Below are 25,093 nucleotides of genomic sequence, written 5' to 3'. Positions count from 1 at the left end.
TACTCCCTAACCACGTTATAGTAGCTTATAGTACCAATAACTGATGACAAATCCGATGTTATGGAAGCGGTAACAGCATGGCGCCAAAGCAGATTCCCGAAATTTTAACCCGCCAAGTAGTAGCGCGTAGTCGTTTACTTAAAATTGAAGCCATAGATTTGCGGTTTAGCAACGGCGTGGAACGTCAGTTTGAGCGCATGCAAAGCAGCGGCCGTGGGGCGGTGATGATTGTTCCATTCATCGATGACGAGACGCTCATGCTCGTGCGCGAATACGCAGCAGGATTGCACAACTATCAGCTTGGCTTCCCCAAAGGCTTAATCGACCCCGGCGAAACGCCAGAAGAAGCAGCTAATCGTGAACTGAAAGAGGAAATTGGGTATGGTGCACGAGAACTCATTCCACTGAAAAGTGTGACCATGGCGCCGCAATTTTTCTCTGCTACCATGCATATCTTTATTGCTAAAAACCTGTATCCGGAAACCCTTGAAGGAGATGAGCCAGAGCCGCTGGAGCAAGTCCCTTGGTTGTTGAGCAAAGCGGATGCTTTGTTAGAGCAAGAAGATTTTACTGAAGCGCGCAGTATTGCTGCGCTGCTCATGACATTGCGAGAGCTGGCCGAATGAGCGGGTATCAAGAGTCTGCAACCACGCCTGAGCAATTGACGCAGTGGCAACGTGGCGCGGAAGACATTGCTATTCGTGCCGGCGACCTTATTCTTGAATTGTATGAAGAGCAGGCTTACGAAACGCTCGAAAAGCATGATCAATCGCCATTAACCAGTGCTGATTTAGCTGCGAACCGATTGATTGTCGACGCCCTTCAGAAATTAACGCCTGACATTCCTGTGTTGTCCGAAGAAAGCGGACATCTAGATTTTGCCCAGCGCAAGCAATGGCCCCGTTATTGGTTGATTGATCCCATCGACGGTACCCAAGAGTTTATTGCACGTAGCGGCGACTTTACTGTCATTGTGGCTTTGGTTGAATTCAATCAGCCGGTGCTAGGTGTGATCTATTGGCCTGCTGGTGATGCGCTCTATTCCGCGCAACGCGGAGCTGGTGTTTACAAGCAAGACATTCATGGTCGTCGTCCCATTGGCATTCGACGCCTGCAAGAGCCGCAACATGAACCTTTGATGCTCGCTATTAGTCGGCGGCAGCCGCGTGAACGTGTGCTCCAACGTATGTCGGCTGATCGTGATTTAGCAACCTACCCAGCGGGCAGTTGCTCACTGAAGGCTTGTTTGATTGCTGAAGGAAAGGCTGACTGCTTTTTACGTGTGGGACCCACTGGCGAATGGGACACCGCAGCCGCAGAAGTGATTGTTGGTGAGGCGGGAGGCTCTATTGTCAGCGAAGATTTTGAGCCATTGACCTACAACAGAGAATCCAATTTGGGGAATCCAAACTTCATTATTTTGGGCGACCCAGCGGTGTCTTGGCGCGATGTTTTTATTAAACACAAAGCCAAAGGTTAAGTGTCTGCGCCCACATCCCCGGCAGGCATAATATTCACCGTTTCATGAAGTTCTGACCACACCAGCACGGCACGGCCATCGTGTAGCTGGGCGCGTACATCTTCGACCTTTTCTGCGAGAGATTTTTCTTCTTCGCCGTAATCAGTGCCTTCACGCAACACAAAAGCTTCGATTAAGCTCTCCAATGTGTCAGGGTCAACGGCTTGCCATGGTATTTGCATTAAGTTTCTTGCGCCTCTTGTAGGGCCTCTTCGGCTTCCAACCACTCAGCTTCCGCTTGCGCGAGACCTTTTTGCAGTTCTGCCTGTTGCTGTAATAGGTCCGTTAGCTCTGCTTTCCGCGCTGCCTCGTAAAGTCCTGTGTCGGCAAGCTTTTCATTGAGCTGCGTGAGCTTGTGCTCATACTCCGCCATTCGTTTTTCAGCGCGACTGATTTGGTCTTTGAGCGGTTTTAATGCTTGTCGCTGCTCCGCTTCTTTACGCTTTTCAGCTTTCCTATCGATCTTGGTTTCAGTTTGACGTTGGCTCGATGCGGCTTGACTCGCCTGGTGTTGCAACCAGTCATGGTAAGCATCCAAATCGCCGGCAAACGGCTGTACTTGTTGGTTGGCCACTAAGTAAAACTCATCCACTGTGGTGCGTAGCAAGTGCCGGTCATGCGCCACAATCACCATCGCGCCCTCAAAATCTTGCAATGCGAAAACCAGCGCTTCACGCATGGTGCTGTCGAGATGGTTGGTGGGCTCATCGAGCAGTAGTAAGTTCGGCTTTTGGTACACAATCAGAGCCAATACAAGCCGCGCTTTCTCGCCACCTGACATCGGTGCAACAGTGCGTGTTGCTTGGTCACCTGAAAAGCCAAAACCGCCGATAAAATCACGCAGCTGTTGCTCAGTCGCACGCTCATCGAGTCGTTGTAGGTGTTGCAATGGGGTCGCGGCTGGATCCAACGTTTCTAATTGGTGCTGGGCAAAGTAGCCCAACCGCACGGCAGGGTTCAATTCAAAGACACCTGCTTGCGGCTTTAACTCACCTGCTAATAACTTAACGAGGGTCGATTTACCAGCGCCATTACGACCCAGCAGACCAATCCGACTTCCCGGAACCAAGTTGAATTGAATGTTCTGCAGCACCACCTTGTCACCATATCCTGCCTGCACCTTGCTGAGCGTGAGGAGCGGATTCGGCAATGCGACCGGCGGTCGGAACGCAAATTGAAAGCCACTGGCAGCCCGCAACGGAGCTGATGCTTGCAGACGTTCGAGTGCTTTAATACGACTTTGCGCTTGTTTGGCTTTGCTGGCTTTATATCGAAAGCGGTCTATGTAGCTTTGTAAATGTTTGCGCTGTGCTTGCTCTTTTTCAAACTGCGCTTGTTGTTGCGCAATTTGCTCGGCTTGCTGGCGCTCAAAACTCGAATAGTTGCCGCTATAACTGGTTGCGGTTTGGTGCTCAATCAGAATGATTTGTTGCGCAATAGCATCCAAAAAGTCGCGGTCATGGGAGATCACTATGAGGGTGCCGGGGAATTTTTGCAGCCAGTCTTCGAGCCAGAATATGGCATCGACATCCAAGTGGTTGGTCGGTTCATCGAGTAATAGTAAGTCAGCACGCGCAATGAGAGCTTGTGCCAAGTTCAGCCGCATCCGCCAACCACCCGAAAAGGATTTGACGGGTTGATAAACTTGTTCGGGGGTAAAGCCTAAACCATTCAGTAGACTGGCAGCACGTGACTCGGCTTCATATCCGCCAATGGTGGCGAGTTGATCGGCCCAATGGCCGATACCATTGCCGTCGTGATTCCGTTCTGCCTCGGCGAGCTTTTGCTGCATATGGCGCAGCTCCGAATCGCCATCGAGCACGTAGTCTAGGGCAGGCTGATCTAACGCTGGGGTTTCTTGTTTCACACTGGCAATACGCCAAGCCGCCGGTAAGTCACAATTCCCTTGTTCGACTTGAAGCTCACCACGAAGAAGGGCGAACAATGACGATTTGCCAGTGCCATTGCGTCCAACCAGACCCACATGGTGGCCTGGGAAAATGGTGATATTGGTTTGTTGGAGCAACGTCGTGCCGCCGCGCATGAGGCTCATGTCGCGAATTGTGATCATGGTTACTATCCAGTGAAAGGCTGCATGTCGTGTGAAATTCTGCGACAATTATACCGCATGCCAACCGAGGTGAATATGGCTACTACACGGAAACGCTTTATCGCGGGCGCTCAATGTCCGCAATGTAAAACGCAAGACACGCTACTGTTGCGCATTGAAACGCGCGACGGACAGGAGTATGAGCAGGTTGAATGCGTGCACTGCGGTCATCAGTTTGCCGACCGCGAAGCAGAGAAAGCATCCCCAGAAAGCAAACCGACACCGAGCAGCTCATTGATTGGCATTTTCAAGCCAGAGTAAGGTCGACAGCCCCCAAGTGCTTGCGCAAATAGTATTTTCCACTTATATAAAGACTGCGGACTAACTTCGGTTCGTGCATGTTTGAGAAGGAAAACACTCATGAGCATGATGCAAGAATTTAAAAAGTTTGCGATGCGCGGTAACGTCGTTGATATGGCGGTAGGTATCATAATTGGCGCAGCATTCGGAAAAATCGTCTCATCCTTTGTTGCCGACATTGTCATGCCACCCATTGGCATGCTGATTGGCGGTGTCGACTTTGCTGACCTAGCTGTAGTTTTACGCGAAGCAACTGCGGATCAAGCCGCTGTTACCATAGGTTACGGAAAATTTATTCAAACGCTGCTGGATTTTGTCATCATTGCTTTTGCTATTTTTATGGTCGTTAAAGGAATGAATTCGATGAAGAAAAAGGAAGAGGCCGCGCCACCTCCAGCGCCACCGAAGCCAACTCCGGAACAAGAATTGCTCACGGAAATTCGTGATTTATTAAAAAATAAATAGCTATGCGGAGGGGGATAAGCATCCCCCTTTCTAATTGTCGTTATTAGAATGAGCGTTATGTCAGCAACCGAACTTACCCGAGCTTGGGTTCAAGATATTATTGTGAAGCATTCCATTTGCCCGTTTGCGAAGCGCGAGGTGGAACGGAACACGATTCGTTATCAGGAGTGTGACGCGGAATCTGCCGCGGACATTCTCGAGCAACTGGTGTTGGAGTGCATGGTGCTGGACCGGCATCCAGAAACCGAAACGACCATCATCATTTTGACGAAGGGTTTCGCTGATTTTCATCAGTACTTACAGCTGGTGGAAACTGCGGAAGATTTAATCGTTGAGTATGATTATGAAGGCATTTATCAAATCGCCTCGTTCCATCCAGATTATTGCTTTGCCGGCGAGCCCGCAGACGATCCAGCCAACTTTACCAATCGCGCCCCATACCCATTACTGCATATTTTGCGCGAAAGTAGTGTCGACAAAGCACTGCAGTATTACCAAGAGCCAGAATCGATTCCAGAGCGAAATATCGAGTTTGCTCGCAGCAAGGGGAGTGACTTTTGGTTAGCCGCGCTCGCTCAACTGAAGTCGAGCCAAGACACCAAATAAACTGGTAAATATCTGCTGACGGACTACGCTAATCCTTAGAACAATAAGGATCAAAAGCATGCTGCGTGGGGATCCATCGTGCCGTTAACCGGTCGCAACTTCCTTTATTTGCTAATCGCCTCGGGAATCTATTTCCTTAGTGCTCGTTTTGCTGTTCTGCTGTTTTCTCTCGAACCTGGCAATATCGCACTGATTTGGCTGCCCTCGGGTATTGGGTTGCTGATGGTATTGAGGTTTGGCTATTGGGCCGTGCCATTTATCGTGGTCGCCAGTTATCTTGCTAACAGTGCCGGTATGGCAGCAGTCTTATCCGAGCTTGCATGGTTGCATACGAGTACTGCTGCATTGTCGAATGGACTTGAAAGTGCCCTAGCTGCAACTTTGATGCGCCGTCTTCTCCCTGAAGGTCTGCAATCCTTTCAAGATATTTTCCCCTTCGTGTTTGGCGTGTGTTTGGTCAGCACAGCGGTCAATTCGACTATTTTGGTTGTCAATCTCGTTATGGCTGGTTTTTTTGCTGTCGAATCCAGTTGGATGATTTGGCTCATTTTGATCGTGACTAACTCTCTGGGAATCCTATTACTGATACCTCTAGCTCAAGCGGTACTGCAAGCGTGGGAAAGCCGCTTGCAGATGCGCTTGGGCGACGCGGCGAGATGTATTGCGCTGTTTATCATATGTACCGGTATGACTTGGCTTGCGTTTGATATGTTTGCAGGCTTTATTTTTCTGATCATGCCAGCCCTGATGTTTCTGGCTGTGCAAGGTCGAAAAGAATCTGTTTATGTGACTTTGACCGTTACGGTCGGGCTTACCGTGGCGCTAGCAGCCGAGAACTATGGTCCGTTTCAATTACAAACAGATGAATGGTCACGTCTGTATCTACTCTCCTATCTCTACTCCTTGATAGTGCTGGTACTTGGCACGGAACTGTATCAACGTGATTTGTTGTCGGAAGTTCAAGCGCGCCAATCGTGGCAGTATCGAGCACATCATGATGCGCTAACATCATTGGGAAATCGGTCGTTATTTATTCCACTTTTGGAAAACGAAATGAAACGCGCTGAACGTATGAACAGAGCGTTTGCCTTGGCATTGATTGATTTAGACAATTTCAAAAGTTTCAATGACAGCTTTGGTCACGCACTGGGTGACAAGGTACTTAAAGAATTTGCCCAGTTAGTCCGCAAAAATTTGCGCGATATCGATGTCGCAGCACGAATGGGTGGCGACGAATTTGCCATCCTCTTTCCCGAAACACCGATGAGTGAGGCGAGGCATGCGGTTGAGCGTTTACGCAAGCAAGTTGAAAAGCTCACGATCAAGTATCATGGCCGAACTATTCAGTTCACCATTTCCAGCGGGTTAGCAGAATTTATTCCACACGAAAAACACACCTCCGACGCGATTCTCGGCCGAGTCGATCAGCTGCTCTACGAAGCCAAGCGTCAAGGCCGCAACCAAGTACAAGCCTAGTATCAATTTCTATGCGTCGCGGGGGAGGCCACGTTCAACGGCGCGGACGAGGCGTAGGACTTGCTTCTCTGTTTTATGTTCAGCTTTGCGCTGGCGCTCAAGCGCCCAATCGATGTGCTCTTGCACCATTTCTGATGCTTCGGATCGACGTGCTTCGAGCGCGTTTATAATGTCATCGTCAGCGGGAGCGTTGCCGAGCGCAACCGCGAGGTTTCGGGACCAGCGTTCAAAACCGATGCGCCGAATGGGTGAGCCTTCGGTCTGCTTGAGGAATGTTGCTTCATCCCAATCCCACAGTTCGAGTAGTTCAGGTGCCAAGAGATTGGCGCGCGGAGAAAAATCATTTTCATCGGTGAGATGTGCGTAACGATTCCACGGGCAAATCAGTTGGCAATCATCACAACCGTAAATACGATTACCAATGAGCGGACGGAATTCCTCTGGAATTGCGTTTTTAAGTTCAATGGTGAGATACGAAATGCAGCGACGGGCATCGAGTACATAAGGCTCGACAATCGCTTGGGTCGGACAGATGGTGATGCAGGCTTTGCAACTGCCACACTTTTCTTCGACGGGTTGATCAACTGGGAGTGGCAAATTCACTAGAAGCTCGCCAAGAAAAAACCAGGAGCCACCGTTTTCATCAAGCACTAACGTGTGTTTGCCTGTCCAACCAAGCCCTGCTTTGACGGCTAATGGACGTTCCATAATCGGCGCCGAGTCCACAAAAGGACGGAAGTCGAGATCCGCGCACGCTTCCCGAATACGGTCGCCGAGCTGTTTCAGGCGTTTGCGCATAACCTTGTGATAATCACGGCCCAAAGCATAGCGGCTGATGTAACCTAGGCGAGGATTTTTCAGAGTTCGCGCAAAACCCGCTTCAGCGGGTAAGTAGTTCATCCGTACTGAGATAGCACGCACGGCGCCTGGGTGCAGTTTATCGGGATTCGCACGCAGCTCGCGATGGCGTTCCATGTAGTCCATTTCACCGTGCATACCTGCATCGAGCCAGCGTTGCAATGCGTCTTGTTCAGCTGCGAGGTCGAGGTCTGTAATGCCAACTTTGTGAAAGCCTAATTCGGCACCCCACTGCTTAATATCTGCAGCCAATTGATGAAAATCCATAGCATTACGCTTAAGCTTAACCAAACATGATTGCACTATAACATAGCCTATTCAGAACGCGATGTGCTGGTGCGTCAGCCGCTAATAGGTAACGGTGACTAAAATGAATCGGGACAATGTCTACACCACGGCGACTATTCGATCCGGTGAACTCGCTGCAGCAGAAGCCTGTGGCTTGGATGCGAAACAGTTGATGCAACGAGCCGCACAAGCTTGCGTACAGAAGTTACAACAGGTGTGTCCAGCGCCGGCGCGCATCTTGGTGTTATGTGGCCCCGGTAACAATGGTGGGGATGCCTGGTTTGTCGCTCGCTACGCTCAGCAAGCTCATTATCAAGCGACTGTGGTCGCGGCTAAACCCAAAAGCGAACTAGCCAAGCAGGCGGCAGCAGCATGGAGTGAGGCTGATGGACGAGTCATTGATTTAGCCGAAACGCTATCCGTGAATGAATTTGATTGGGTTGTCGATGGGTTATTAGGTAACGGTGTGAGCCGCGAAGTAAGTGGTCACTATCAACGTTGGATAGAAACGCTTAATCAATCTGCCATTCCAGTACTGAGCATAGATATTCCCAGTGGGCTCGATAGCGATAGTGGTCAACCGCAGGGTTTGGCTGTGCGAGCGCGAGACACAGTCACTATGATCGCGTGGAAGCCAGGATTGCTGACCGGTGCTGCCGCGGACTATGTTGGCCGCTTAACCCTTGCCGACCTCGATGTCGGCCGCGCGTTTGAACAGCAGCAATCACGGTTAGGACACATTCTCACGGATAACGTTGCTGAACGGCTGTTGCAAGTTACTCGGGCTGACTCTGCAGTGCATCCAAGTAAAGCCAGCCAGCAGAACGTTCATAAAGGAACCTATGGCCATATCGTGATTATTGGCGGTGGCCCGGGTATGGCTGGTGCCGCAATTTTGGCTGGACAGGCAGCGCTGCGGTCTGGTGCCGGTAAGGTCAGCGTTTTATGTCATCCCGATTCACGTGCCATTATTGCTCAAACACAACCCGAACTGATGGTCGAATCGTTCGCTGAGGGGCGTCATCGTCTCGAGCAAGCTACTGTCGTTGCATTGGGTCCGGGTTTGGGTTTTAGCCCAGAGAACTCTCTAGCTCAAGACACCTGGCGACAGGTTATTTCTCATTGTGTTGAGCGCAATGTGCCGCTGGTGCTCGATGCTGACGGTCTCAACTGGTTAGCCCATGCGGACCACCGCTCAATGTCCTTGTCGGCGCATACGGTGCTGACTCCACATCCTGCTGAGGCGGGGCGTCTCTTGGGATGCAGTACAGCTGCAATTCAAAATGACCGAGTTCGAGCGATTCAACAATTGATTGAGAACTTTTCATCGACCATCGTGCTCAAAGGAGCAGGAACGTTGGTGGGCGCGCCGCAACAATCGTTGTGGTTCTGCCGGCGCGGTAGTTCAGCACTCGCAACCGCTGGAACGGGTGATGTGCTCACTGGAATCATAGCAACATTACTGGTGGGACGAACCCCAGTAGAAGCGGCAGCTGCGGCAGTTTGGTTGCATGCGCGAGCAGGAGAAATAGCTGCGCTGGACGGCGAGCGTGGTACAATAGCCAGTGATTTATTACCTTTAATTCGGCAGTTACGTAACGCGCCCAACTATTAACTGTTACCTGTTCACTATTAACTGTTCACTATTAACTACTAACTCGTATCCAGAGAATGATCATCGTGACCGATATGAAAACCTTTGCATTAGCCGATGAGGCGGAGCTGTTAGCATTAGCTGGTCGGCTGGGTTCTAGCCTCGATCAGCAAGCAGCTGCCACAACTATTTATATGTATGGGGAATTGGGGGCTGGGAAGACCACATTTTCACGTGGACTGATTCAGCAACTGGGTCACGACGGCAAGGTAAAGAGTCCAACGTACACACTTGTGGAAAGCTACGAGTTGCCGAATTGGACGGTGCATCATTTCGATTTGTATCGTTTGGCGGACCCAGAAGAACTTGAATTTATGGGCATTCGCGATTACCTTTCCGAAGAAGGCTCAAAAAATACACTGATACTGGCAGAGTGGCCGCAACGCGGTTTGGGTTATCTTCCAGCTGCCGATATAACGATAACAATTGATTTTGCGGGAACCGCACGATCATTGACAATAAAAGCGCTAACCAACAGAGGTAAGGAATTGCTTCTTACCTTGAACTGAAAGATGTTGTGATGAAACAGTGGATTCTGGGGATCATGAGCCTGGTCGTTGTAGTTTATTCTGCAGCGGTCCAAGCCAATTCGAATACTATCGAAAACGTGCGAGTCTGGCCTGCGCCAGATAATACGCGTGTCGTTTTTGACATGGCGGCGACGCCAGAGTTTAGCTATTTCACCATTTACGATAATTTGCCCTACCGCTTAGTCATCGACTTTGAGAATACCGGCCGCAAGGTCGATCTAACCAAAGTAAAGGTCGATTCGCTGTTAATTCGCAAACTCCGCACCAGCACTCCAAAAAGCAAATCCAGTACCCGCATCGTGTTCGAGTTGAGCGAAAAGGTCGATCCGCAAGTGTTTGCGCTGGCAGCCAATGACACCTATGGCGAACGGCTGGTCGTTGATTTGCCGGGACGTTCAATTGAGCGCACCGGCCCCGCTTTAAGCGCAAGTCAACTGCAAGAACGCAAGGTGACCATTGCTATTGATGCGGGCCACGGTGGTGATGATCCGGGTTCCATCGGGCCATCGGGTACCTACGAAAAAAATGTGGTTCTCAAAATTTCTCGTGCTTTGGCAGACATCATTAATGCAGACCCAGCGATGCAAGCCTATTTGGTACGTACCGATGACTATTATTTGAAACATCTCACACGGGTACGCAAAGCCGAGCAGGTAAAGGCCGATATGTTCCTGTCGATTCACGCGGATGCATTTACCTCGCCACAACCACGAGGCGGTTCTGTTTGGGTTCTGTCGAACCGGCGTGCGAATAACGAAATGGGACGTTTGTTAGAGAATAAAGAACGGCTATCCGAGGTGCTGGGTGGTGTTGATGTCAGCGCATCGAGTGATGACAGCAGCAGTTATTTGAGTGAAACACTGATTTCTATGTCGATGGATCACGCAATGGCGAGCGGTTATGAAGCGGCCACCGAAATTATTGATGAAATGGAACGCGTCACCAAGATGCATAAAACCAAGCCGCAGCATGCGAGTTTGGCTGTGTTGACCTCGGCCAACATCCCATCCATGTTGGTGGAAACAGGATTCATCTCGAATCCCACCGAAGAGCAATTATTGCTGAGCAACAAGCATCAACAACAGTTAGCGCGGGCGATTTATCAAGGGGTTCGTCGCTATTTCACGCGCAAGCCACCCGATGGCACTTACTTTGCAACAAACCGCGCAGCGCGGCACGTTGTCAAGTCAGGCGAGTCGCTTTCAGTGTTGGCACAGCGTTATAATACCAGCGTAAACGCGATAAAAGAGCGCAATAACTTACGTAGTAATGTGCTGAAAATCGGTCAAGTACTCGAAATTCCATCAGCGCCATAGAGAACACCATGCCTATTCAGTTACTGCCAGTCAGCCTTGCCAACCAAATTGCGGCAGGTGAGGTGATTGAGCGACCTGCCTCCGTGGTCAAAGAACTAGTCGAGAACAGCCTCGACTCAGGGGCTGATCAGATCATCATTGAAATTGAACAAGGTGGGCGTCGACTGATTCGAATTCGCGACAATGGTAGCGGTATTCCGCGCGACGAACTAGCGCTCGCGTTAAGTCGGCATGCGACATCAAAAATTAGAAGTTTGGCTGACCTCGAAGCGATTTTGAGTTTGGGTTTCCGGGGCGAAGCTTTAGCAAGTATCAGTTCCGTGGCGCGTCTAACGTTAACCTCAAAGCCGGCGACCCAAGCTACCGCCTGGGAAGCTTGGGTTGAGGGTCAAGATATGCGAGCTGAGTTAGCACCGGCAAGTCATCCCACCGGCACTACCGTTACTGTTGAGGACCTATTTTTCAATACGCCGGCCCGACGCAAGTTTATGCGCACTGATAAAACCGAGTTTGCTCATATTGAAGAAGTGGTTAAGCGCATTGCCCTAGCGCGCTTCGATGTGAAATTCCAATTGTTGCACAACCAAAAACAAGTGCGATTGTATCCCGCCATCCGCGCTGAAGCCGATGCAACGCAGCGTATTAGCTCGGTTTGCGGCAGCAGCTTTACCGATACGGCATTACGAGTAGAAGAACAGGCCGGCTCTGTTAGCCTGAGTGGTTGGATCGCGCCAGTGCATGCATGCCGTCATCAAGCCGACGTGCAGTATTTTTACGTCAATGGCCGCATGATGAAGGATCGTCTACTGGCTCACGCTATTCGGCAAGCCTATGGTGAGAGTTTGCAGCAGGGTATTGGCGAAGAACGCAGTCCAACCTATGTGCTTTATCTTGAACTACCCGCACAAGATGTCGATGTGAACGTGCATCCCGCAAAACACGAAGTCCGTTTTCATCAAGCGCGCCAAATTCATGACTTTGTTTTGCATGGGTTGCGTAGTGCGCTTGCTACGGCCGATAGTGCGCAAGAGTTGATGCACTCCGCTGCAGAACACCAGTATCAAGACGTCAATATGCAGGTGTCGGCAGATTTTTTACAACAACAGGAACAGCTGAAGCCGCGCCATGCATCGCCGTTACCCGGCATTATGCATGCGCCAACGAAACCGTCCGCGACGGAATTGCGAGCCACGCAGCAGCTTTATTCGCCAGCGTCTGCAGCACCGCGCTCGCCAGTGCCGGTGGGACCGCGAGCGGCAGTGATGGGGCAATGGCAAGTGTTGAGTGTGGTACAGCAACGCATGGCGCTGCTACAGCAGCAAGATAGCGCAACCCAACCACTGTTTTTATTGGATTTACAGCAGGTTCAGCAACACTGCATTGCCGGCCAATTGGCGCAGCAGTGGACCACTGGACTCGCCGGTCAACCACTACTGATCCCAGTACAGCTGAGTGATGAAAAGGTATTAGCCATGATTAGCGAATTGAAGGAAAACTCGCTAGCCAGGCTTGGTGTGCAACTTGAGTCAACGCGACAACAAGTCATCATCAAACAGGTACCGGCAGCCCTGCGGCAATCGGATGTGAGTCAAAGTATCCCGTATCTTATTCACACCTTAGCTGAGCATGCTGGCGCGGATTCCGATCTACCCCAAAGCTTTTGGCTGTGGCTTGCCACCCATATGGTGCAACGTGACTACAGCGTCACTCAGGCTGAGCATTGGCTGACCAGTTGGCAACAGCAACTTGCCGCTGCACCGACGTTCCTTATGCCCGTGCAACTGCCGACGTTGCCACCGGCGGTACGCTCATGAAGCCCCATGTGATTTGCCTCTATGGCCCTACCGCTGCCGGAAAGACTGGACTCGCGATTGAGCTCACGAAACGCTTGCCGTGTGACATTATTTCAGTCGATTCAGCGTTAATTTATCGCGGCATGGACATTGGCACGGCCAAACCAACGCCTGCGGAGCTTGCACAGGCACCGCACCGTCTGATTGACATCTGTGATCCTGCACAGGTTTATTCAGCGGCGGAATTTGCCCGCGATGCAAAGCGAGAAATTGACGCTATCATCGCCGCGGGTCGCATTCCGCTGCTGGTCGGTGGAACTATGCTGTATTTCAAAGCGCTGCTGGAGGGGATGTCAAAATTGCCAAGCTCGAACCCGGCGTTGCGGGCTGCTTTACAGCACCGTTTGGAACAAGAAGGTGCGGCGGTCCTGCATCAGGAATTACAAGACATTGACCCGGTGAGCGCAGAACGGATTCACCCGCACGACCCACAACGTTTGTTGCGTGCGCTGGAGGTGTATCAAAGCTCAGGTCAATCACTGACAGCGCTAACACAGGAGCGCCACGGAGCACTCACTTATCCGGTCTTGCAACTCGCAGTGGCGCCGTCTCAGCGCTCTACCTTGCACCAGCGCATCGAACTACGTTTTCGCATGATGGTGGAACAAGGGCTGATCGCTGAGGTCGAACAACTGCGACTGAGGTCTGATTTACATCTTGATTTACCTGCCTTACGTTGTGTGGGGTATCGCCAAGTATGGCAGTATCTTGATGGTGAGTTTGGCTGGGATGAAATGATCGACCGTGGCATTTTCGCAACTCGACAACTGGCTAAACGACAACTGACGTGGTTACGAAAATGGCCCAACGTACGGTGGTTTGATAGTGAAGCTGATGATCTGATTGAACAAGCGTTCGCGTATTGTCAGACGGAACCGCGCAGCTTTACCTAATCCTTACCTTGAAAAGAGCCAAATCAGCCCTATATTCAAGTCATTGGACAATTAATTCATGTTGACAGGCTGTTAATTTTGACAGCATGTTCTATAGTTAATGTGGCTGGCAAAGACGGGTAGTTTCGAACGGTCAGTCACAAAACAATAACAAAAAAAGGATGCAAGTTATGGCTAAGGGGCAAACGTTACAAGACCCATTTTTGAATGCGCTGCGCCGTGAGCGCGTACCCGTCTCAATCTACCTAGTGAATGGTATTAAATTACAAGGGCAAATCGAGTCATTCGACCAATTTGTGATTTTGCTGAAAAATACAGTGAGTCAAATGGTCTACAAGCACGCTATTTCAACCGTAGTGCCTGCTCGAATCCCACAGAATTACCTCCCGCAGCAAGATGGTAGCGAAGAGGCAATTGACTAATTGAAAGAGGAGTAGTGATAGCTTGTTTGATAGGTATGAAAGTGGTGAACAGGCTGTCCTCGTGCATGTCGACTTTCCCCAAGAAATCGATCGCGAAGATTTATCTGAACTGAAATTGCTGGTGTCATCAGCGGGCGTCGAAGCGGTTGGTGTTGTGACTGCCAGTCGCAGCACACCGAGTTCGCGTTATTTTGTGGGTTCGGGTAAAGCAGAAGAAATCGCCGATGTCGTGAAGACGCTGGGCGCCAATGTGGTCATTTTTAACCATTCATTGACTCCTACCCAAGAACGTAACCTTGAGAAGCTTTGTTCGTGTCGAGTGCTCGACAGAACCGGCCTTATACTTGATATTTTTGCTCAGCGTGCGCGTACCCACGAGGGTAAGTTGCAGGTTGAACTCGCGCAATTACGTCACATCCAAACGCGCCTCGTTCGCGGTTGGACTCACTTAGAACGGCAAAAAGGCGGTATCGGTCTGCGCGGTCCGGGTGAAACGCAGTTAGAGACTGATCGACGTTTAATCCGCGGTCGTATAAAAAACATCCAAGCTAGGCTCGACAAGGTACAGCGGCAACGTGAACAAGGACGACGGGCACGGCAACGAGCTGAAATTCCAACGGTATCTTTAGTAGGCTACACCAACGCTGGGAAATCGACGTTGTTTAATCGTATCACGGAAGCGGGCGTCTACGCTGCAGATCAACTTTTTGCAACGCTCGATCCAACCTTACGGAAACTAGAGCTGCCAGATGTCGGAACTATTATTTTGGCTGATACGGTTGGGTTTATTCGTCACTTACCGCACGATTTGGTGGCAGCGTTCAAAGCAACGTTGCAGGAAACACAACAAGCCGACTTGCTGTTGCATGTAATTGATGTCACTGATGAGCGGCAAGCGGACAATATTCACCAGGTGACGGAAGTGCTTGATGAAATCGGAGCCTTAGATGTCCCCCAATTGTTGGTGTGCAATAAAATTGATCAGCTCGATGATGGGGTGGCGCGAATCGACACTGATGACGAGGGCAAACCCGTGCGAGTATGGTTATCTGCGCAAAGTGGCGCAGGTATCGAATTGTTACAACAAGCACTGGTACAACGCTTGCGTCCTGCCATGGTTAACGTATCTTTGCGGATACCGCCCTCAATGGGCAAATTACGTGGTAAGCTGTACGCGTTAAAAAGTGTTACCTCAGAGAGTTCGACCGAAGACGGTCAATTAGCGCTTGGAGTGCGGATGTCGGCCGTTGATTGGCAACGTTTGTGCAAACAAGTGGCAGAAGAATATGGCGATAGCTTGCAGGGCTTTGTAGAATAGCTGCAGCATATATATCCCGTAATAACGAATTATTCAGAACCAGAGTTGGAGTAATCAATGGCCTGGAATCAACCGGGGAACGGCAATAACAATGACCGCGACCCATGGAAAAACCAAGGCGGCCGTGAACAAGGCCCGCCTGATCTCGATGAAGCAGTAAAAAACCTGCTCGCAAAGCTTGGCTTTGGGGGTAAAAAAGGTGGTGCTGGTCGCTCTAGCGGCGGAAGCTCAGGTGGTTTACCCACCAAGGGGCTAGGAATTATAGCCGTACTCGCCTTGGTAGTTTGGTTTATTGCTGGTTTCTACACCGTTAAAGAAGCCGAGCGTGGTGTCGTTTTGCGATTCGGCCAATACAGTGACTTGGTTGAGTCAGGGTTGCATTGGCGTCCAGTATTCATCGACTCGGTAGAAACTGTCGACGTGAGTAATGTGCGTCAATTCCAGTCGGATGGTTTCATGCTGACTCAAGACGAAAACGTGGTTCAAGTTGAACTCGACGTTCAGTATCGAGTGGTGAATCCGCGTGACTATTTGTATGCAGTGGAAGATGCCGATAACAGTTTGCAACAAGCCACCGACAGCGCGTTGCGGTTCGTGGTTGGTCATTCAACGATGGATGAAGTGTTGACGGTTGGACGTGAAAATGTCCGCGCGCAAACACTCGAACTGTTGGAAACTATCATTGCCCCGTACCAGCTGGGTATTCAGGTAGTCGATGTGAACTTACTACCAGCACGGCCACCAGAAGCGGTCAAAGACGCATTCGATGATGCTATTGCCGCGCAAGAGGATGAGCAACGCTTTATTCGTGAAGCCGAAGCCTATGCGCGTGAAATTGAACCGCTGGCTCGTGGTCAAGTGCGTCGTTTGTTACAAGAGGCGCAAGCCTACCGTGAGCAAACCGTGCTGCGGGCACAGGGTGAAGTTGCGCGTTTCAACGAATTATTGCCACAGTACAAAGCAGCACCAGAGGTCACTCGTCAACGCCTGTATCTTGAGACGTTGGAGCGGATCTATGCTGAAAATGCCAAGGTCTTTGTGGATGTTGAAGGTAGCAATAACATGATGTATCTGCCGCTCGACAAAATACTTGAGCAGCAGCGCAATCGGCCTACACAGAATCGTTCGAATGATAGTGAAGCGATGATGAATTCGCGCTCACAATCGAATTCGACAAGCAATCAAAGTAGTAGTCAACAGAGCAGCAGTTCGGGCCGCGTCAGCGACCGTTCTGGCGGTCGGGGGTAAACGATGAAAAATTTAATTGGAGTACTTGTCATCGTTGCGGTCATTCTTGGCTTCTCATCACTATTCGTGGTGAAAGAGGGCGACCGTGCCATAGTCGTGCAATTCGGTAAGGTGCAACGTGATGCTGACACCGGCTTACCGATTGTATTCGAACCAGGATTGCACTTTAAACTGCCATTCATCGAGCAGGTCAAAACGCTTGATGCCCGTTTCAAAACCCTGGATGGCAATCCGGATCGTTTCGTAACGAGTGAGAAAAAAGACCTGATTGTTGATACTTATGTGAAATGGCGTATTTCTGACTTTGCCAACTATTACCTGTCGACCAATGGCGGTAATCAAGTGCAAGCAGAAGCGCTCTTAACGCGCCGTATCAATAGCGGATTACGGGCCGAGTTCGGTAGCCGCACCATCAAAGAAATCGTCTCGGGTGAGCGCGACAATTTGATGCGTGAAGCGCTGATTCGCGGTGCTGATAGCGCTCAAGAATTAGGTATCGAAGTTATCGACGTGCGGGTGATGCAAATCAACCTGCCGACCGAAGTCAGCCAATCGATCTTCCAGCGGATGCGCGCAGAGCGTCAGGCCGTCGCAACAGAACACCGTTCAGAGGGTCGTGAGCAAGCCGAATTTATCCGTGCGGATGTAGATGCACGTGTGACGGTTATGTTGGCCGATGCACAGCGCGAAGCGCGCGAAATTCGCGGTCAAGGTGATGCTGAAGCTGCTGGGATTTATGCGAGCACATACAGTAAAGACCGTGAGTTCTTCGCCTTCATTCGTAGCATGCAAGCCTATCAAACGGCCTTCAACGGCAACGATGTGTTAGTACTCGAACCGGATAGTGACTTCTTCAAGTACTTGAAGACACTCCGCCCTGAGTAATTCAGGAGAGCAGTTAACAGTGAATAGTTAACAGTAAAACCCGCCCCAGTGGCGGGTTTTTTGTGTTGCGTATCGGGCTGATCGATATATGCTAGTAACCAATATCTAGTAGCCAATAGCGTCAATTTATGTCATTCAAAGCTCAGTATTCTCGGTTTTTTGCAGCGCACACCGCGCGTCTCCATTGTGCCCCACACAGTCATCATTATTGGCCTGATGTAACTCGTGAAGCGCAATTAGCCTACTGGGACGACAGTGCTCGTGGTGTAGACCACAAATGGGATCAGATCTTTGGTGAACGTGTGCCTGCCGTTCAACGGCAGTTAGCTGAGTTACTCTCGGTGCCAGATCCGTCGCAGTTCGTGTTCGCGGCCAATACGCATGAGCTGCTGTATCGTGTGTTGAGTTGTTTTGATCCAGCACAACCGCTCAGTATTCTCACCACGGATAGCGAGTTTCATAGTTTCTCGCGCCAAGTCAGAAGACTATCAGAGCGCCCAACGGTCAAGGTGCAGGTGATTCCGACCGAGCCGTTTGATACGTTTGCAACGCGCTGGTTAGAGGCGGTGAAGCAACACCAATACCAGCTTATCTTCGCGAGCCAAGTCTTTTATAACTCGGGAGTCATTGGCCCTGAATTAACCGATTGGATTGCGCATGCACATGCCGACGCCACGATTGTTGTTGATGGCTATCACGGTTGTGGTGCGATACCGACGTCATTAGCCAGTGTGGCTGATCGCATTTTCTATGTGGCTGGGAGTTACAAATATCTGCAGGCAGGTGAGGGCTGTTGTTTCATGACGGTGCCACGAAACTGCACGTTACGCCCAGAATATACCGGTTGGTTTGCCGATTTTGCGAATCTAGCCAAGTCGCAGCAGTCGCACGTGGATTATGCCACTGACGGCTTTCGGTTTGCGGGTGCCACTATGGACTATACGGCGTTATATCGGCTGCAGGCGGTGCTCGATTGGTGGCACAAGGACGGTATTACAGTAGCGTCCATTCATGCGCATGTGCAACAACTGCAACAAGCGTTCCGTGACGCATTGACTGAAGCGCAACATCCGTTACTGCAGTGTGAGCAGCTATTGCATCACGACCTCAACCATCATGGTCACTTTTACACCTATCGTCTGCCAACGGCTGAGCAAGTCACCGAACTCGCGGCACAACTTGAACAGCGCGGTATTGCCACGGATTATCGAGCGAATCGATTACGCTTTGGTTTCGCCATGTACCACGACGTTGAGGACTTTACGCTGTTGCGCGATGTATTGGTGCAACTCAAGGCGTAAACTGCTACTTGCCTGGGTCTGGATAAATTCATCGTAGCGAGCACGGCAAGGCTACCGCCTGCGCCGAAGTTCTGCTAAGATCGCCGCCTGTTTTTTCGGCAGCACTGGTTTCAGGTTTTCTGATCCAAACATTCTGAATTTCTCAATCATAGACGAGCATCGGTATCAGCATCATGGGTAAAAACGTCGTAATTCTCGGCACGCAATGGGGTGACGAAGGTAAAGGTAAAATTGTCGATTTATTAACCGACAAAGCATCACTTGTGGTGCGTTACCAAGGTGGTCACAATGCCGGTCATACCTTAGTGATTGAAGGTGAAAAAACCGTCCTGCATCTGATTCCATCAGGTATTTTGCGTGAGAACGTAAAATGCGTGATCGGCAATGGTGTGGTGTTGTCACCAGAAGCTCTTATGACCGAAATCGAAATGCTAGAGGCACGCGGCGTACCGGTACGCAAACGCTTGCTGATCAGTGAAGCCTGTCCGTTAATTCTGCCGTATCACATTGCCCTTGATAAAGCGCGTGAACTCGCGCGAGGAACCAAAGCTATCGGTACCACTGGGCGCGGCATTGGTCCTGCATATGAAGATAAAGTCGCTCGGCGCGGTTTACGAGTCGGTGACCTTTTTAATTTTGAGCGTTTTGAAGAAAAATTACGCGAAGTGGTCGAGTTCCATAACTTCACGTTAGTGCATTACTACAAAGTCGATGCTGTGAATGTTGAAGAAGTACTCGACTATTGCCGTGAAGTAGCCAAATTGCTGCAGCCAATGGTTGCTGATATTCCATCATTATTGGACCAAGCGCGCCGCAACGGCGAGAATCTGATGTTCGAAGGCGCTCAAGGCACCTTGCTAGATATCGACCATGGTACTTATCCGTACGTGACTTCATCCAACACTACTGCTGGTGGCGTGTCCACTGGCGCCGGATTTGGCCCACGTTATATCGATTATGTATTGGGTATTGTCAAAGCCTACACCACACGTGTGGGAAGCGGTCCATTCCCAACCGAGCTGAGCTGTGACGTCGGTGAGCATTTGGGTGTGAAAGGGCATGAGTTTGGCGCCACTACTGGGCGTAAACGTCGTACCGGTTGGTTCGATGCGGTGGCTGCCCGCCGCGCGGTACAGATTAACTCGGTAAGCGGCTTCTGCTTGACCAAATTAGATGTACTCGACGGCTTGAAAGAATTGAAAATTTGTACGGCTTACCAGTTGCCAGATGGCACGATTACAGATTATCCTCCGTTAGCTGCTGAAGATTATGAAACGGTGGAGCCAATTTATGAGACGTTACCAGGCTGGGACACCAGTACTGTAGGAATTACGGAGCATAAAGATCTACCGACGGCAGCGCTGGCTTATATCAAGCGAATTGAAGTACTCACTGGCACGCCAGTGGATATTATTTCAACAGGGCCAGACCGTGCAGAAACCATTATTTTGCGTCATCCGTTTGCTATTTGACCAATCAGACAGAGAAACGGCAAAAAAATGCGTTTTACTATTGCATCATCAAAATCGATCCAATAGAATGCGCTCCACCTAACCGGGGTGCCGGCATAGCTCAGTTGGTAGAGCAACTGACTTGTAATCAGTAGGTCCCGAGTTCGACTCTTGGTGCCGGCACCAACTTAAAAATCTGGTTTTGGAGGGGTTCCCGAGCGGTCAAAGGGATCAGACTGTAAATCTGACGGCTCAGCCTTCGCAGGTTCGAATCCTGCCCCCTCCACCACTTTTTTGCATTTCGAAATGCGGTGAGTCCAGAATGGTTTGAGGTGGCCCGATTCAAGGCATGCGGGTATCGTATAATGGCTATTACCTCAGCCTTCCAAGCTGATGATGTGGGTTCGATTCCCACTACCCGCTCCAATAATCTGTATTGTGCTGATATAGCTCAGTTGGTAGAGCGCACCCTTGGTAAGGGTGAGGTCGGCGGTTCAAATCCGCCTATCAGCACCATTCACGGCCCCCTTTCGAACTTATACCCCGATTAGTAAAAATTTATTAGGTGTTTAACCACCGTATGTTGTCCAAATGAGAGGCTGTCATGGCAAAAGAAAAATTTAATCGCGTCAAGCCGCACGTTAACGTCGGTACTATCGGCCACGTTGACCACGGTAAAACTACTTTGACTGCTGCGATCACTACCGTTTTGGCTAAAACTTACGGTGGTTCTGCGAAAGACTTCGCAATGATCGATAACGCACCAGAAGAAAAAGCTCGTGGTATCACCATCTCAACTTCACACGTTGAGTATGATACTCCGTCACGTCACTACGCACACGTTGACTGTCCAGGACACGCTGACTATGTGAAAAACATGATCACCGGTGCTGCGCAGATGGACGGCGCTATCCTAGTAGTAGCTGCAACTGACGGCCCAATGCCACAAACTCGTGAGCATATCTTGTTGTCACGTCAGGTTGGCGTTCCATTCATCGTAGTCTTCATGAACAAATGTGACATGGTTGACGACGAAGAGTTGTTGGAATTGGTTGAGATGGAAGTTCGTGAACTTCTTTCTGAATACGACTTCCCAGGTGACGACTTACCAGTTATCCAAGGTTCAGCGCTGAAAGCGTTGGAAGGCGACGAGAAGTGGGAAGGTAAGATCCTAGAATTGGCAGAAGCTTTGGATTCATACATCCCAGAGCCAGAGCGTGATATCGATAAGCCGTTCATCATGCCAATCGAAGACGTATTCTCAATCTCAGGCCGTGGTACTGTTGTAACCGGTCGTGTAGAGCGCGGTATCGTTCGCACTGGTGACGAAGTTGAAATCGTGGGTATCAAAGACACGGCTAAGACTATCGTAACGGGTGTTGAAATGTTCCGTAAGCTGCTTGACGAAGGTCGTGCAGGTGAGAACATCGGCGCATTGTTGCGTGGTACAAAGCGTGACGAGATCCAACGTGGTCAAGTATTGGCGAAGCCAGGTTCAATCAAGCCACACACTCAGTTCGAAGCTGAAGTGTATGTATTGACCAAAGAAGAAGGTGGACGTCACACTCCATTCTTCAAAGGCTACCGTCCACAGTTCTACTTCCGTACAACGGACGTAACGGGTGCGGTTCAATTGCCAGAAGGCGTTGAGATGGTCATGCCAGGCGACAACTTGAAGTTTGTTGTTGAACTGATTCACCCAATCGCGATGGACGAAGGTTTACGCTTCGCAATTCGTGAAGGTGGCCGTACAGTAGGCGCAGGCGTGGTCTCTAAGATCATCGCTTAATGCTAGAAGTACCGAAAAAGGGAGCCTAAACGGCTCCCTTTTTTTGTGACCGCTACTAGCTACTGGTAACTGGCTATTAGCAATGGGCTAGTGGCGACTTGCCAGTAACTAGTAGCTAATATCTAATAGCGCAGTCCCCTTGTTTTACAGTCTTTGATCGGTATAATACAGCGTCCGTTTCTGTCACATAGATAGAACCTGCAGGGGTGTAGTTCCAATTGGTAGAACAGCGGTCTCCAAAACCGACGGTTGGGGGTTCGAATCCCTCCACCCCTGCCAACTTGATATTAGCTATTGGATATTAGCTATTTGCGAACAGAGCGTCGCTAATATCGAATAACTATTGTCCATTAGCGCATTTAAACAGGAATTAAGAATGAGTGCACAAACTGAAACGCAAACGAGTTCTTTTGACGGCATCAAGTGGGTCGTCGCCATTGCGTTATTAGCTGCAGCAGTAGTCGGTAACTACTATTATGGCGAACAAGTATCGATTCTGTATCGCGCCATCGGCGTTGTTATTCTTGTTGCAGTTGCAGGTATCGTTGCTGGCATGACCGATAAAGGTCGACGTTTCCGTGCATTCGCTAAAGAAAGCCGCACTGAGGTGCGCCGAGTCGTTTGGCCTACGCGTCAAGAAACGACCCAGACTACGTTAATTATTCTTGTTGCTACTGCAATTGTGTCGCTGATCTTGTGGGGAATGGATGCCATTCTAGTGCGAGTCGTCGGCTTCTTTACCGGACTGGAGTTTTAATCAATGACTGCAAAAAAACGCTGGTACGTTGTTCAAGCTTTTTCAGGCTACGAAGCGCGGGTAGCAAATTCCCTGCGTGAGCACATCAAAATGCACGGCATGGAAGACAAGTTCGGTGAAGTTCTCGTTCCGACTGAAGAAGTCGTTGAAATGCGCGCGGGTCAGCGCCGCAAGAGCGAGCGTAAGTTCTTCCCAGGTTATGTGCTAGTTGAGATGGTCATGGATGAAGATTCATGGCACTTAGTAAAAAGCATCCCACGTGTACTTGGTTTTATCGGTGGCAAGCAAGACCGTCCAACGCCAATTACTCAAAAGGAAGCGGATACCATTTTGAATCGTCTGCAAGAGTCAGTCGACAAGCCGCGTCCGAAAACAATGTTCGAGCCAGGTGAAATGGTTCGCGTGAACGATGGTCCATTCGCGGACTTCAACGGTACCGTTGAAAGTGTCGATTATGAGAAGAGCCGCTTGACGGTGTCGGTTTCTATCTTCGGCCGCGCAACACCCGTAGAACTCGAATTCGTGCAAGTAGAAAAAGCCTAAAAAGAGCTACTAGCTAATAGCTACTAGCAATTCGGAAAAGAAATCGAACCCCAGCTACTAGCTAATATCAAATAGCTAGTAGCTGGGTGTTGCTTTTGGTGGCGATTATGCATATAATTCGCCTCCTTTTTTATATCGGGGAGCCGTTAGAGTAAGTCACCTCTTCGTTTTTACAGGTGCCGAGAGGCAGTAAAAATGGACGATTTACAAGGCGCTAGACCCACAACAAGAGGCAATAAGCAATGGCTAAGAAGTTAAAAGCTATCATCAAGCTGCAAGTAGCAGCCGGTGCAGCTAACCCATCACCACCTGTTGGTCCTGCTTTGGGTCAGCACGGTGTAAATATCATGGAATTCTGTAAGGCATTCAACGCAGCGACTGGCGAACTTGAAAAAGGCGCTCCAGTTCCAGTTGAAATTTCTGTCTTCGAAGACCGTTCTTTCACGTTTATCACCAAAACTCCTCCAGCGGCCTTCTTGCTGAAAAAAGCAGCAGGCATCAAGAGCGGTTCAGGTCGTCCAAACACTGAGAAAGTGGGTACTGTTACCCGTGCTCAGTTAGAAGACATTGCGAAGGTTAAAGAGCCAGACTTAACAGCGGCTAGCCTTGACGCAGCAGTACGTACTATCGCCGGTTCAGCTCGTGCGATGGGCCTGAAAGTGGAGGGTCTGTAAGATGGCTAAATTGAGCAAACGTGCACGTTTAATTCGTGAGAAAGTTGAAGCGCGTGATTATGAAATCAACGAAGCAATCAACTTATTGAAAGAACTGGCAACTGCCAAATTCAAAGAAAGTGTTGATGTCTCAGTAAACCTGGGTATCGACGCTCGTAAATCGGACCAAAACGTCCGTGGCGCAACTGTATTACCAAACGGTACCGGTCGCGAAGTTCGTGTTGCAGTTTTTACTAGCGGCGCGAATGCAGAGAAAGCGAAAGCTGCTGGTGCAGACATCGTCGGTATGGAAGATTTGGCTGAGCAAGTAAAGAAAGGCCAAATGGACTTTGACGTTGTGATCGCTTCTCCAGACGCAATGCGCGTAGTTGGTATGTTAGGTCAAATCTTAGGTCCACGTGGCCTGATGCCTAACCCGAAAACTGGTACGGTTACTCCTGATGTTGCGACTGCAGTACAAAACGCAAAATCTGGTCAGATTCGTTATCGCAACGATAAAGCGGGTATCATCCACGCGACTATCGGTAAAGTTGATTTCGAAAATGACAAATTGAAAGAAAACTTAGAAGCACTGCTCGTTGCATTGAAGAAAGCGAAGCCTTCTTCTGCAAAAGGTCAGTTCATCAAGAAAGTCAGCTTATCAACCACTATGGGCGCTGGCGTTGCCATCGACCAAGGTTCATTGGCTGCTGTTAAGTAAAGGTTTGTGGGTTGGGGCTAACGCTCCCATCCAAGACCGCAGGTGTATCGCGGCTGATTCCTGAGAAGGAATAATAAGCGACACTTAATGTCCTGCGCAGATGGTGATATCCGACTCAGACTCTCTGGGTAGAGATT

At 50.0% G+C, this 25,093-nt stretch carries 25 protein-coding genes and 5 tRNA genes; 27 read left to right on the top strand and 3 right to left on the bottom strand.

What is annotated here, in order from left to right; translation table 11 throughout:
• Positions 1-77: 77 nt before the first annotated feature.
• Positions 78-626 (top strand): ADP compounds hydrolase NudE, encoded by a 549-nt coding sequence (gene nudE, locus CWE22_RS06955; RefSeq protein ID WP_169930607.1) that lies wholly within the window; start codon positions 78-80, stop codon positions 624-626.
• Positions 623-1,480, top strand: a complete 858-nt coding sequence (cysQ, locus tag CWE22_RS06950) for a 3'(2'),5'-bisphosphate nucleotidase CysQ (protein WP_169930606.1) — start codon at positions 623-625, stop codon at positions 1,478-1,480. The genes nudE and cysQ overlap by 4 nt, the downstream gene beginning before the upstream one ends.
• On the opposite strand, the gene CWE22_RS06945 is transcribed toward cysQ, so the two are convergent.
• Both CWE22_RS06945 and CWE22_RS06940 read right to left on the bottom strand, forming a co-directional pair.
• Entirely contained in the window at positions 1,477-1,701 is a 225-nt protein-coding gene (locus CWE22_RS06945; protein WP_169930605.1) for a YheU family protein, read from the bottom strand. The genes cysQ and CWE22_RS06945 overlap by 4 nt on opposite strands.
• A complete protein-coding gene (locus CWE22_RS06940) occupies positions 1,701-3,590 on the bottom strand; it encodes an ATP-binding cassette domain-containing protein (protein WP_169930604.1) in 1,890 nt (629 codons plus the stop codon). The genes CWE22_RS06945 and CWE22_RS06940 overlap by 1 nt, the downstream gene beginning before the upstream one ends.
• Before the next feature lie 75 nt (positions 3,591-3,665).
• Between CWE22_RS06940 and CWE22_RS06935 the strand changes: the two genes are divergently transcribed.
• The 4 genes from CWE22_RS06935 to CWE22_RS06920 all read left to right on the top strand — a co-directional run bounded on the left by CWE22_RS06935 (position 3,666) and on the right by CWE22_RS06920 (position 6,476).
• On the top strand, positions 3,666-3,890 hold the full coding sequence (locus CWE22_RS06935; RefSeq protein WP_169930603.1) for a YheV family putative zinc ribbon protein: 225 nt from the start codon (positions 3,666-3,668) through the stop codon (positions 3,888-3,890).
• A 99-nt stretch (positions 3,891-3,989) separates the two neighbouring features.
• Positions 3,990-4,394, top strand: coding sequence for a large-conductance mechanosensitive channel protein MscL (gene mscL, locus CWE22_RS06930; protein WP_211618628.1), 405 nt, complete (start codon positions 3,990-3,992; stop codon positions 4,392-4,394).
• Between the two features lie 57 nt (positions 4,395-4,451).
• Positions 4,452-5,000: a DUF1415 domain-containing protein gene (locus tag CWE22_RS06925; RefSeq protein ID WP_244595972.1), complete on the top strand. Its 549-nt coding sequence runs from the start codon at positions 4,452-4,454 to the stop codon at positions 4,998-5,000.
• Between the two features lie 78 nt (positions 5,001-5,078).
• The gene (locus tag CWE22_RS06920; protein ID WP_169930601.1) at positions 5,079-6,476 is read left to right on the top strand and encodes a sensor domain-containing diguanylate cyclase; all 1,398 of its coding nucleotides are present in this window, start codon (positions 5,079-5,081) and stop codon (positions 6,474-6,476) included.
• 9 nt (positions 6,477-6,485) lie between these two features.
• On the opposite strand, the gene queG is transcribed toward CWE22_RS06920, so the two are convergent.
• The gene (gene queG, locus CWE22_RS06915; protein ID WP_169930600.1) at positions 6,486-7,601 is read right to left on the bottom strand and encodes a tRNA epoxyqueuosine(34) reductase QueG; all 1,116 of its coding nucleotides are present in this window, start codon (positions 7,599-7,601) and stop codon (positions 6,486-6,488) included.
• Positions 7,602-7,704: 103 nt separating this feature from the next.
• Between queG and CWE22_RS06910 the strand changes: the two genes are divergently transcribed.
• The 21 genes from CWE22_RS06910 (at position 7,705) to rplA (ending at position 24,956) form a co-directional block, all read left to right on the top strand.
• Positions 7,705-9,237: an NAD(P)H-hydrate dehydratase gene (locus CWE22_RS06910; RefSeq protein WP_169930599.1), complete on the top strand. Its 1,533-nt coding sequence runs from the start codon at positions 7,705-7,707 to the stop codon at positions 9,235-9,237.
• A gap of 56 nt (positions 9,238-9,293) precedes the next feature.
• Positions 9,294-9,785 (top strand): tRNA (adenosine(37)-N6)-threonylcarbamoyltransferase complex ATPase subunit type 1 TsaE, encoded by a 492-nt coding sequence (tsaE, locus tag CWE22_RS06905; protein ID WP_420821034.1) that lies wholly within the window; start codon positions 9,294-9,296, stop codon positions 9,783-9,785.
• Between the two features lie 11 nt (positions 9,786-9,796).
• Entirely contained in the window at positions 9,797-11,122 is a 1,326-nt protein-coding gene (locus CWE22_RS06900) for an N-acetylmuramoyl-L-alanine amidase (protein ID WP_169930598.1), read from the top strand.
• 8 nt (positions 11,123-11,130) lie between these two features.
• Positions 11,131-12,936, top strand: coding sequence for a DNA mismatch repair endonuclease MutL (mutL, locus tag CWE22_RS06895; RefSeq protein ID WP_169930597.1), 1,806 nt, complete (start codon positions 11,131-11,133; stop codon positions 12,934-12,936).
• Positions 12,933-13,868: a tRNA (adenosine(37)-N6)-dimethylallyltransferase MiaA gene (miaA, locus tag CWE22_RS06890; RefSeq protein WP_169931054.1), complete on the top strand. Its 936-nt coding sequence runs from the start codon at positions 12,933-12,935 to the stop codon at positions 13,866-13,868. Before mutL ends, miaA begins: the two co-directional genes overlap by 4 nt.
• Positions 13,869-14,038: 170 nt before the next feature.
• Positions 14,039-14,290, top strand: a complete 252-nt coding sequence (hfq, locus tag CWE22_RS06885; RefSeq protein ID WP_169930596.1) for an RNA chaperone Hfq — start codon at positions 14,039-14,041, stop codon at positions 14,288-14,290.
• A gap of 22 nt (positions 14,291-14,312) precedes the next feature.
• Positions 14,313-15,608, top strand: a complete 1,296-nt coding sequence (hflX, locus tag CWE22_RS06880; protein WP_169930595.1) for a ribosome rescue GTPase HflX — start codon at positions 14,313-14,315, stop codon at positions 15,606-15,608.
• Between the two features lie 57 nt (positions 15,609-15,665).
• Positions 15,666-16,856 (top strand): FtsH protease activity modulator HflK, encoded by a 1,191-nt coding sequence (hflK, locus tag CWE22_RS06875; protein ID WP_169930594.1) that lies wholly within the window; start codon positions 15,666-15,668, stop codon positions 16,854-16,856.
• Positions 16,857-16,859: 3 nt separating this feature from the next.
• Complete coding sequence (gene hflC, locus CWE22_RS06870) at positions 16,860-17,741, top strand: protease modulator HflC (protein ID WP_169930593.1); 882 nt, start codon at positions 16,860-16,862, stop codon at positions 17,739-17,741.
• 128 nt (positions 17,742-17,869) lie between these two features.
• Positions 17,870-19,042, top strand: coding sequence for an aminotransferase class V-fold PLP-dependent enzyme (locus CWE22_RS06865; protein WP_169930592.1), 1,173 nt, complete (start codon positions 17,870-17,872; stop codon positions 19,040-19,042).
• Positions 19,043-19,215: 173 nt separating this feature from the next.
• Positions 19,216-20,514 (top strand): adenylosuccinate synthase, encoded by a 1,299-nt coding sequence (locus CWE22_RS06860; RefSeq protein WP_169930591.1) that lies wholly within the window; start codon positions 19,216-19,218, stop codon positions 20,512-20,514.
• A gap of 89 nt (positions 20,515-20,603) precedes the next feature.
• A tRNA-Thr gene (locus CWE22_RS06855) sits at positions 20,604-20,679 on the top strand.
• Positions 20,680-20,697: 18 nt separating this feature from the next.
• A tRNA-Tyr gene (locus tag CWE22_RS06850) sits at positions 20,698-20,782 on the top strand.
• 62 nt (positions 20,783-20,844) lie between these two features.
• Positions 20,845-20,919 (top strand) — tRNA-Gly (locus tag CWE22_RS06845).
• A gap of 14 nt (positions 20,920-20,933) precedes the next feature.
• Positions 20,934-21,009: transfer RNA gene (locus tag CWE22_RS06840), tRNA-Thr, on the top strand.
• An 88-nt stretch (positions 21,010-21,097) separates the two neighbouring features.
• The gene (gene tuf, locus CWE22_RS06835) at positions 21,098-22,282 is read left to right on the top strand and encodes an elongation factor Tu (RefSeq protein ID WP_169930590.1); all 1,185 of its coding nucleotides are present in this window, start codon (positions 21,098-21,100) and stop codon (positions 22,280-22,282) included.
• Between the two features lie 202 nt (positions 22,283-22,484).
• Positions 22,485-22,561 (top strand) — tRNA-Trp (locus CWE22_RS06830).
• A gap of 97 nt (positions 22,562-22,658) precedes the next feature.
• Positions 22,659-23,039, top strand: coding sequence for a preprotein translocase subunit SecE (gene secE / locus CWE22_RS06825; RefSeq protein WP_169930589.1), 381 nt, complete (start codon positions 22,659-22,661; stop codon positions 23,037-23,039).
• Between the two features lie 3 nt (positions 23,040-23,042).
• The gene (gene nusG / locus CWE22_RS06820; RefSeq protein WP_169930588.1) at positions 23,043-23,582 is read left to right on the top strand and encodes a transcription termination/antitermination protein NusG; all 540 of its coding nucleotides are present in this window, start codon (positions 23,043-23,045) and stop codon (positions 23,580-23,582) included.
• A 242-nt stretch (positions 23,583-23,824) separates the two neighbouring features.
• Positions 23,825-24,256, top strand: a complete 432-nt coding sequence (gene rplK, locus CWE22_RS06815) for a 50S ribosomal protein L11 (protein ID WP_169930587.1) — start codon at positions 23,825-23,827, stop codon at positions 24,254-24,256.
• Between the two features lies 1 nt (position 24,257).
• A complete protein-coding gene (gene rplA, locus CWE22_RS06810) occupies positions 24,258-24,956 on the top strand; it encodes a 50S ribosomal protein L1 (RefSeq protein WP_169930586.1) in 699 nt (232 codons plus the stop codon).
• Positions 24,957-25,093 lie beyond the last annotated feature (137 nt).

Origin of the sequence: Pseudidiomarina aestuarii (assembly GCF_003987355.1) — a bacterium.
Classification (GTDB): domain Bacteria; phylum Pseudomonadota; class Gammaproteobacteria; order Enterobacterales; family Alteromonadaceae; genus Pseudidiomarina; species Pseudidiomarina aestuarii.
The sequence above is the reverse complement of the archived record's forward strand: the minus strand, read 5'-3'. Positions and strand labels throughout refer to the sequence as shown.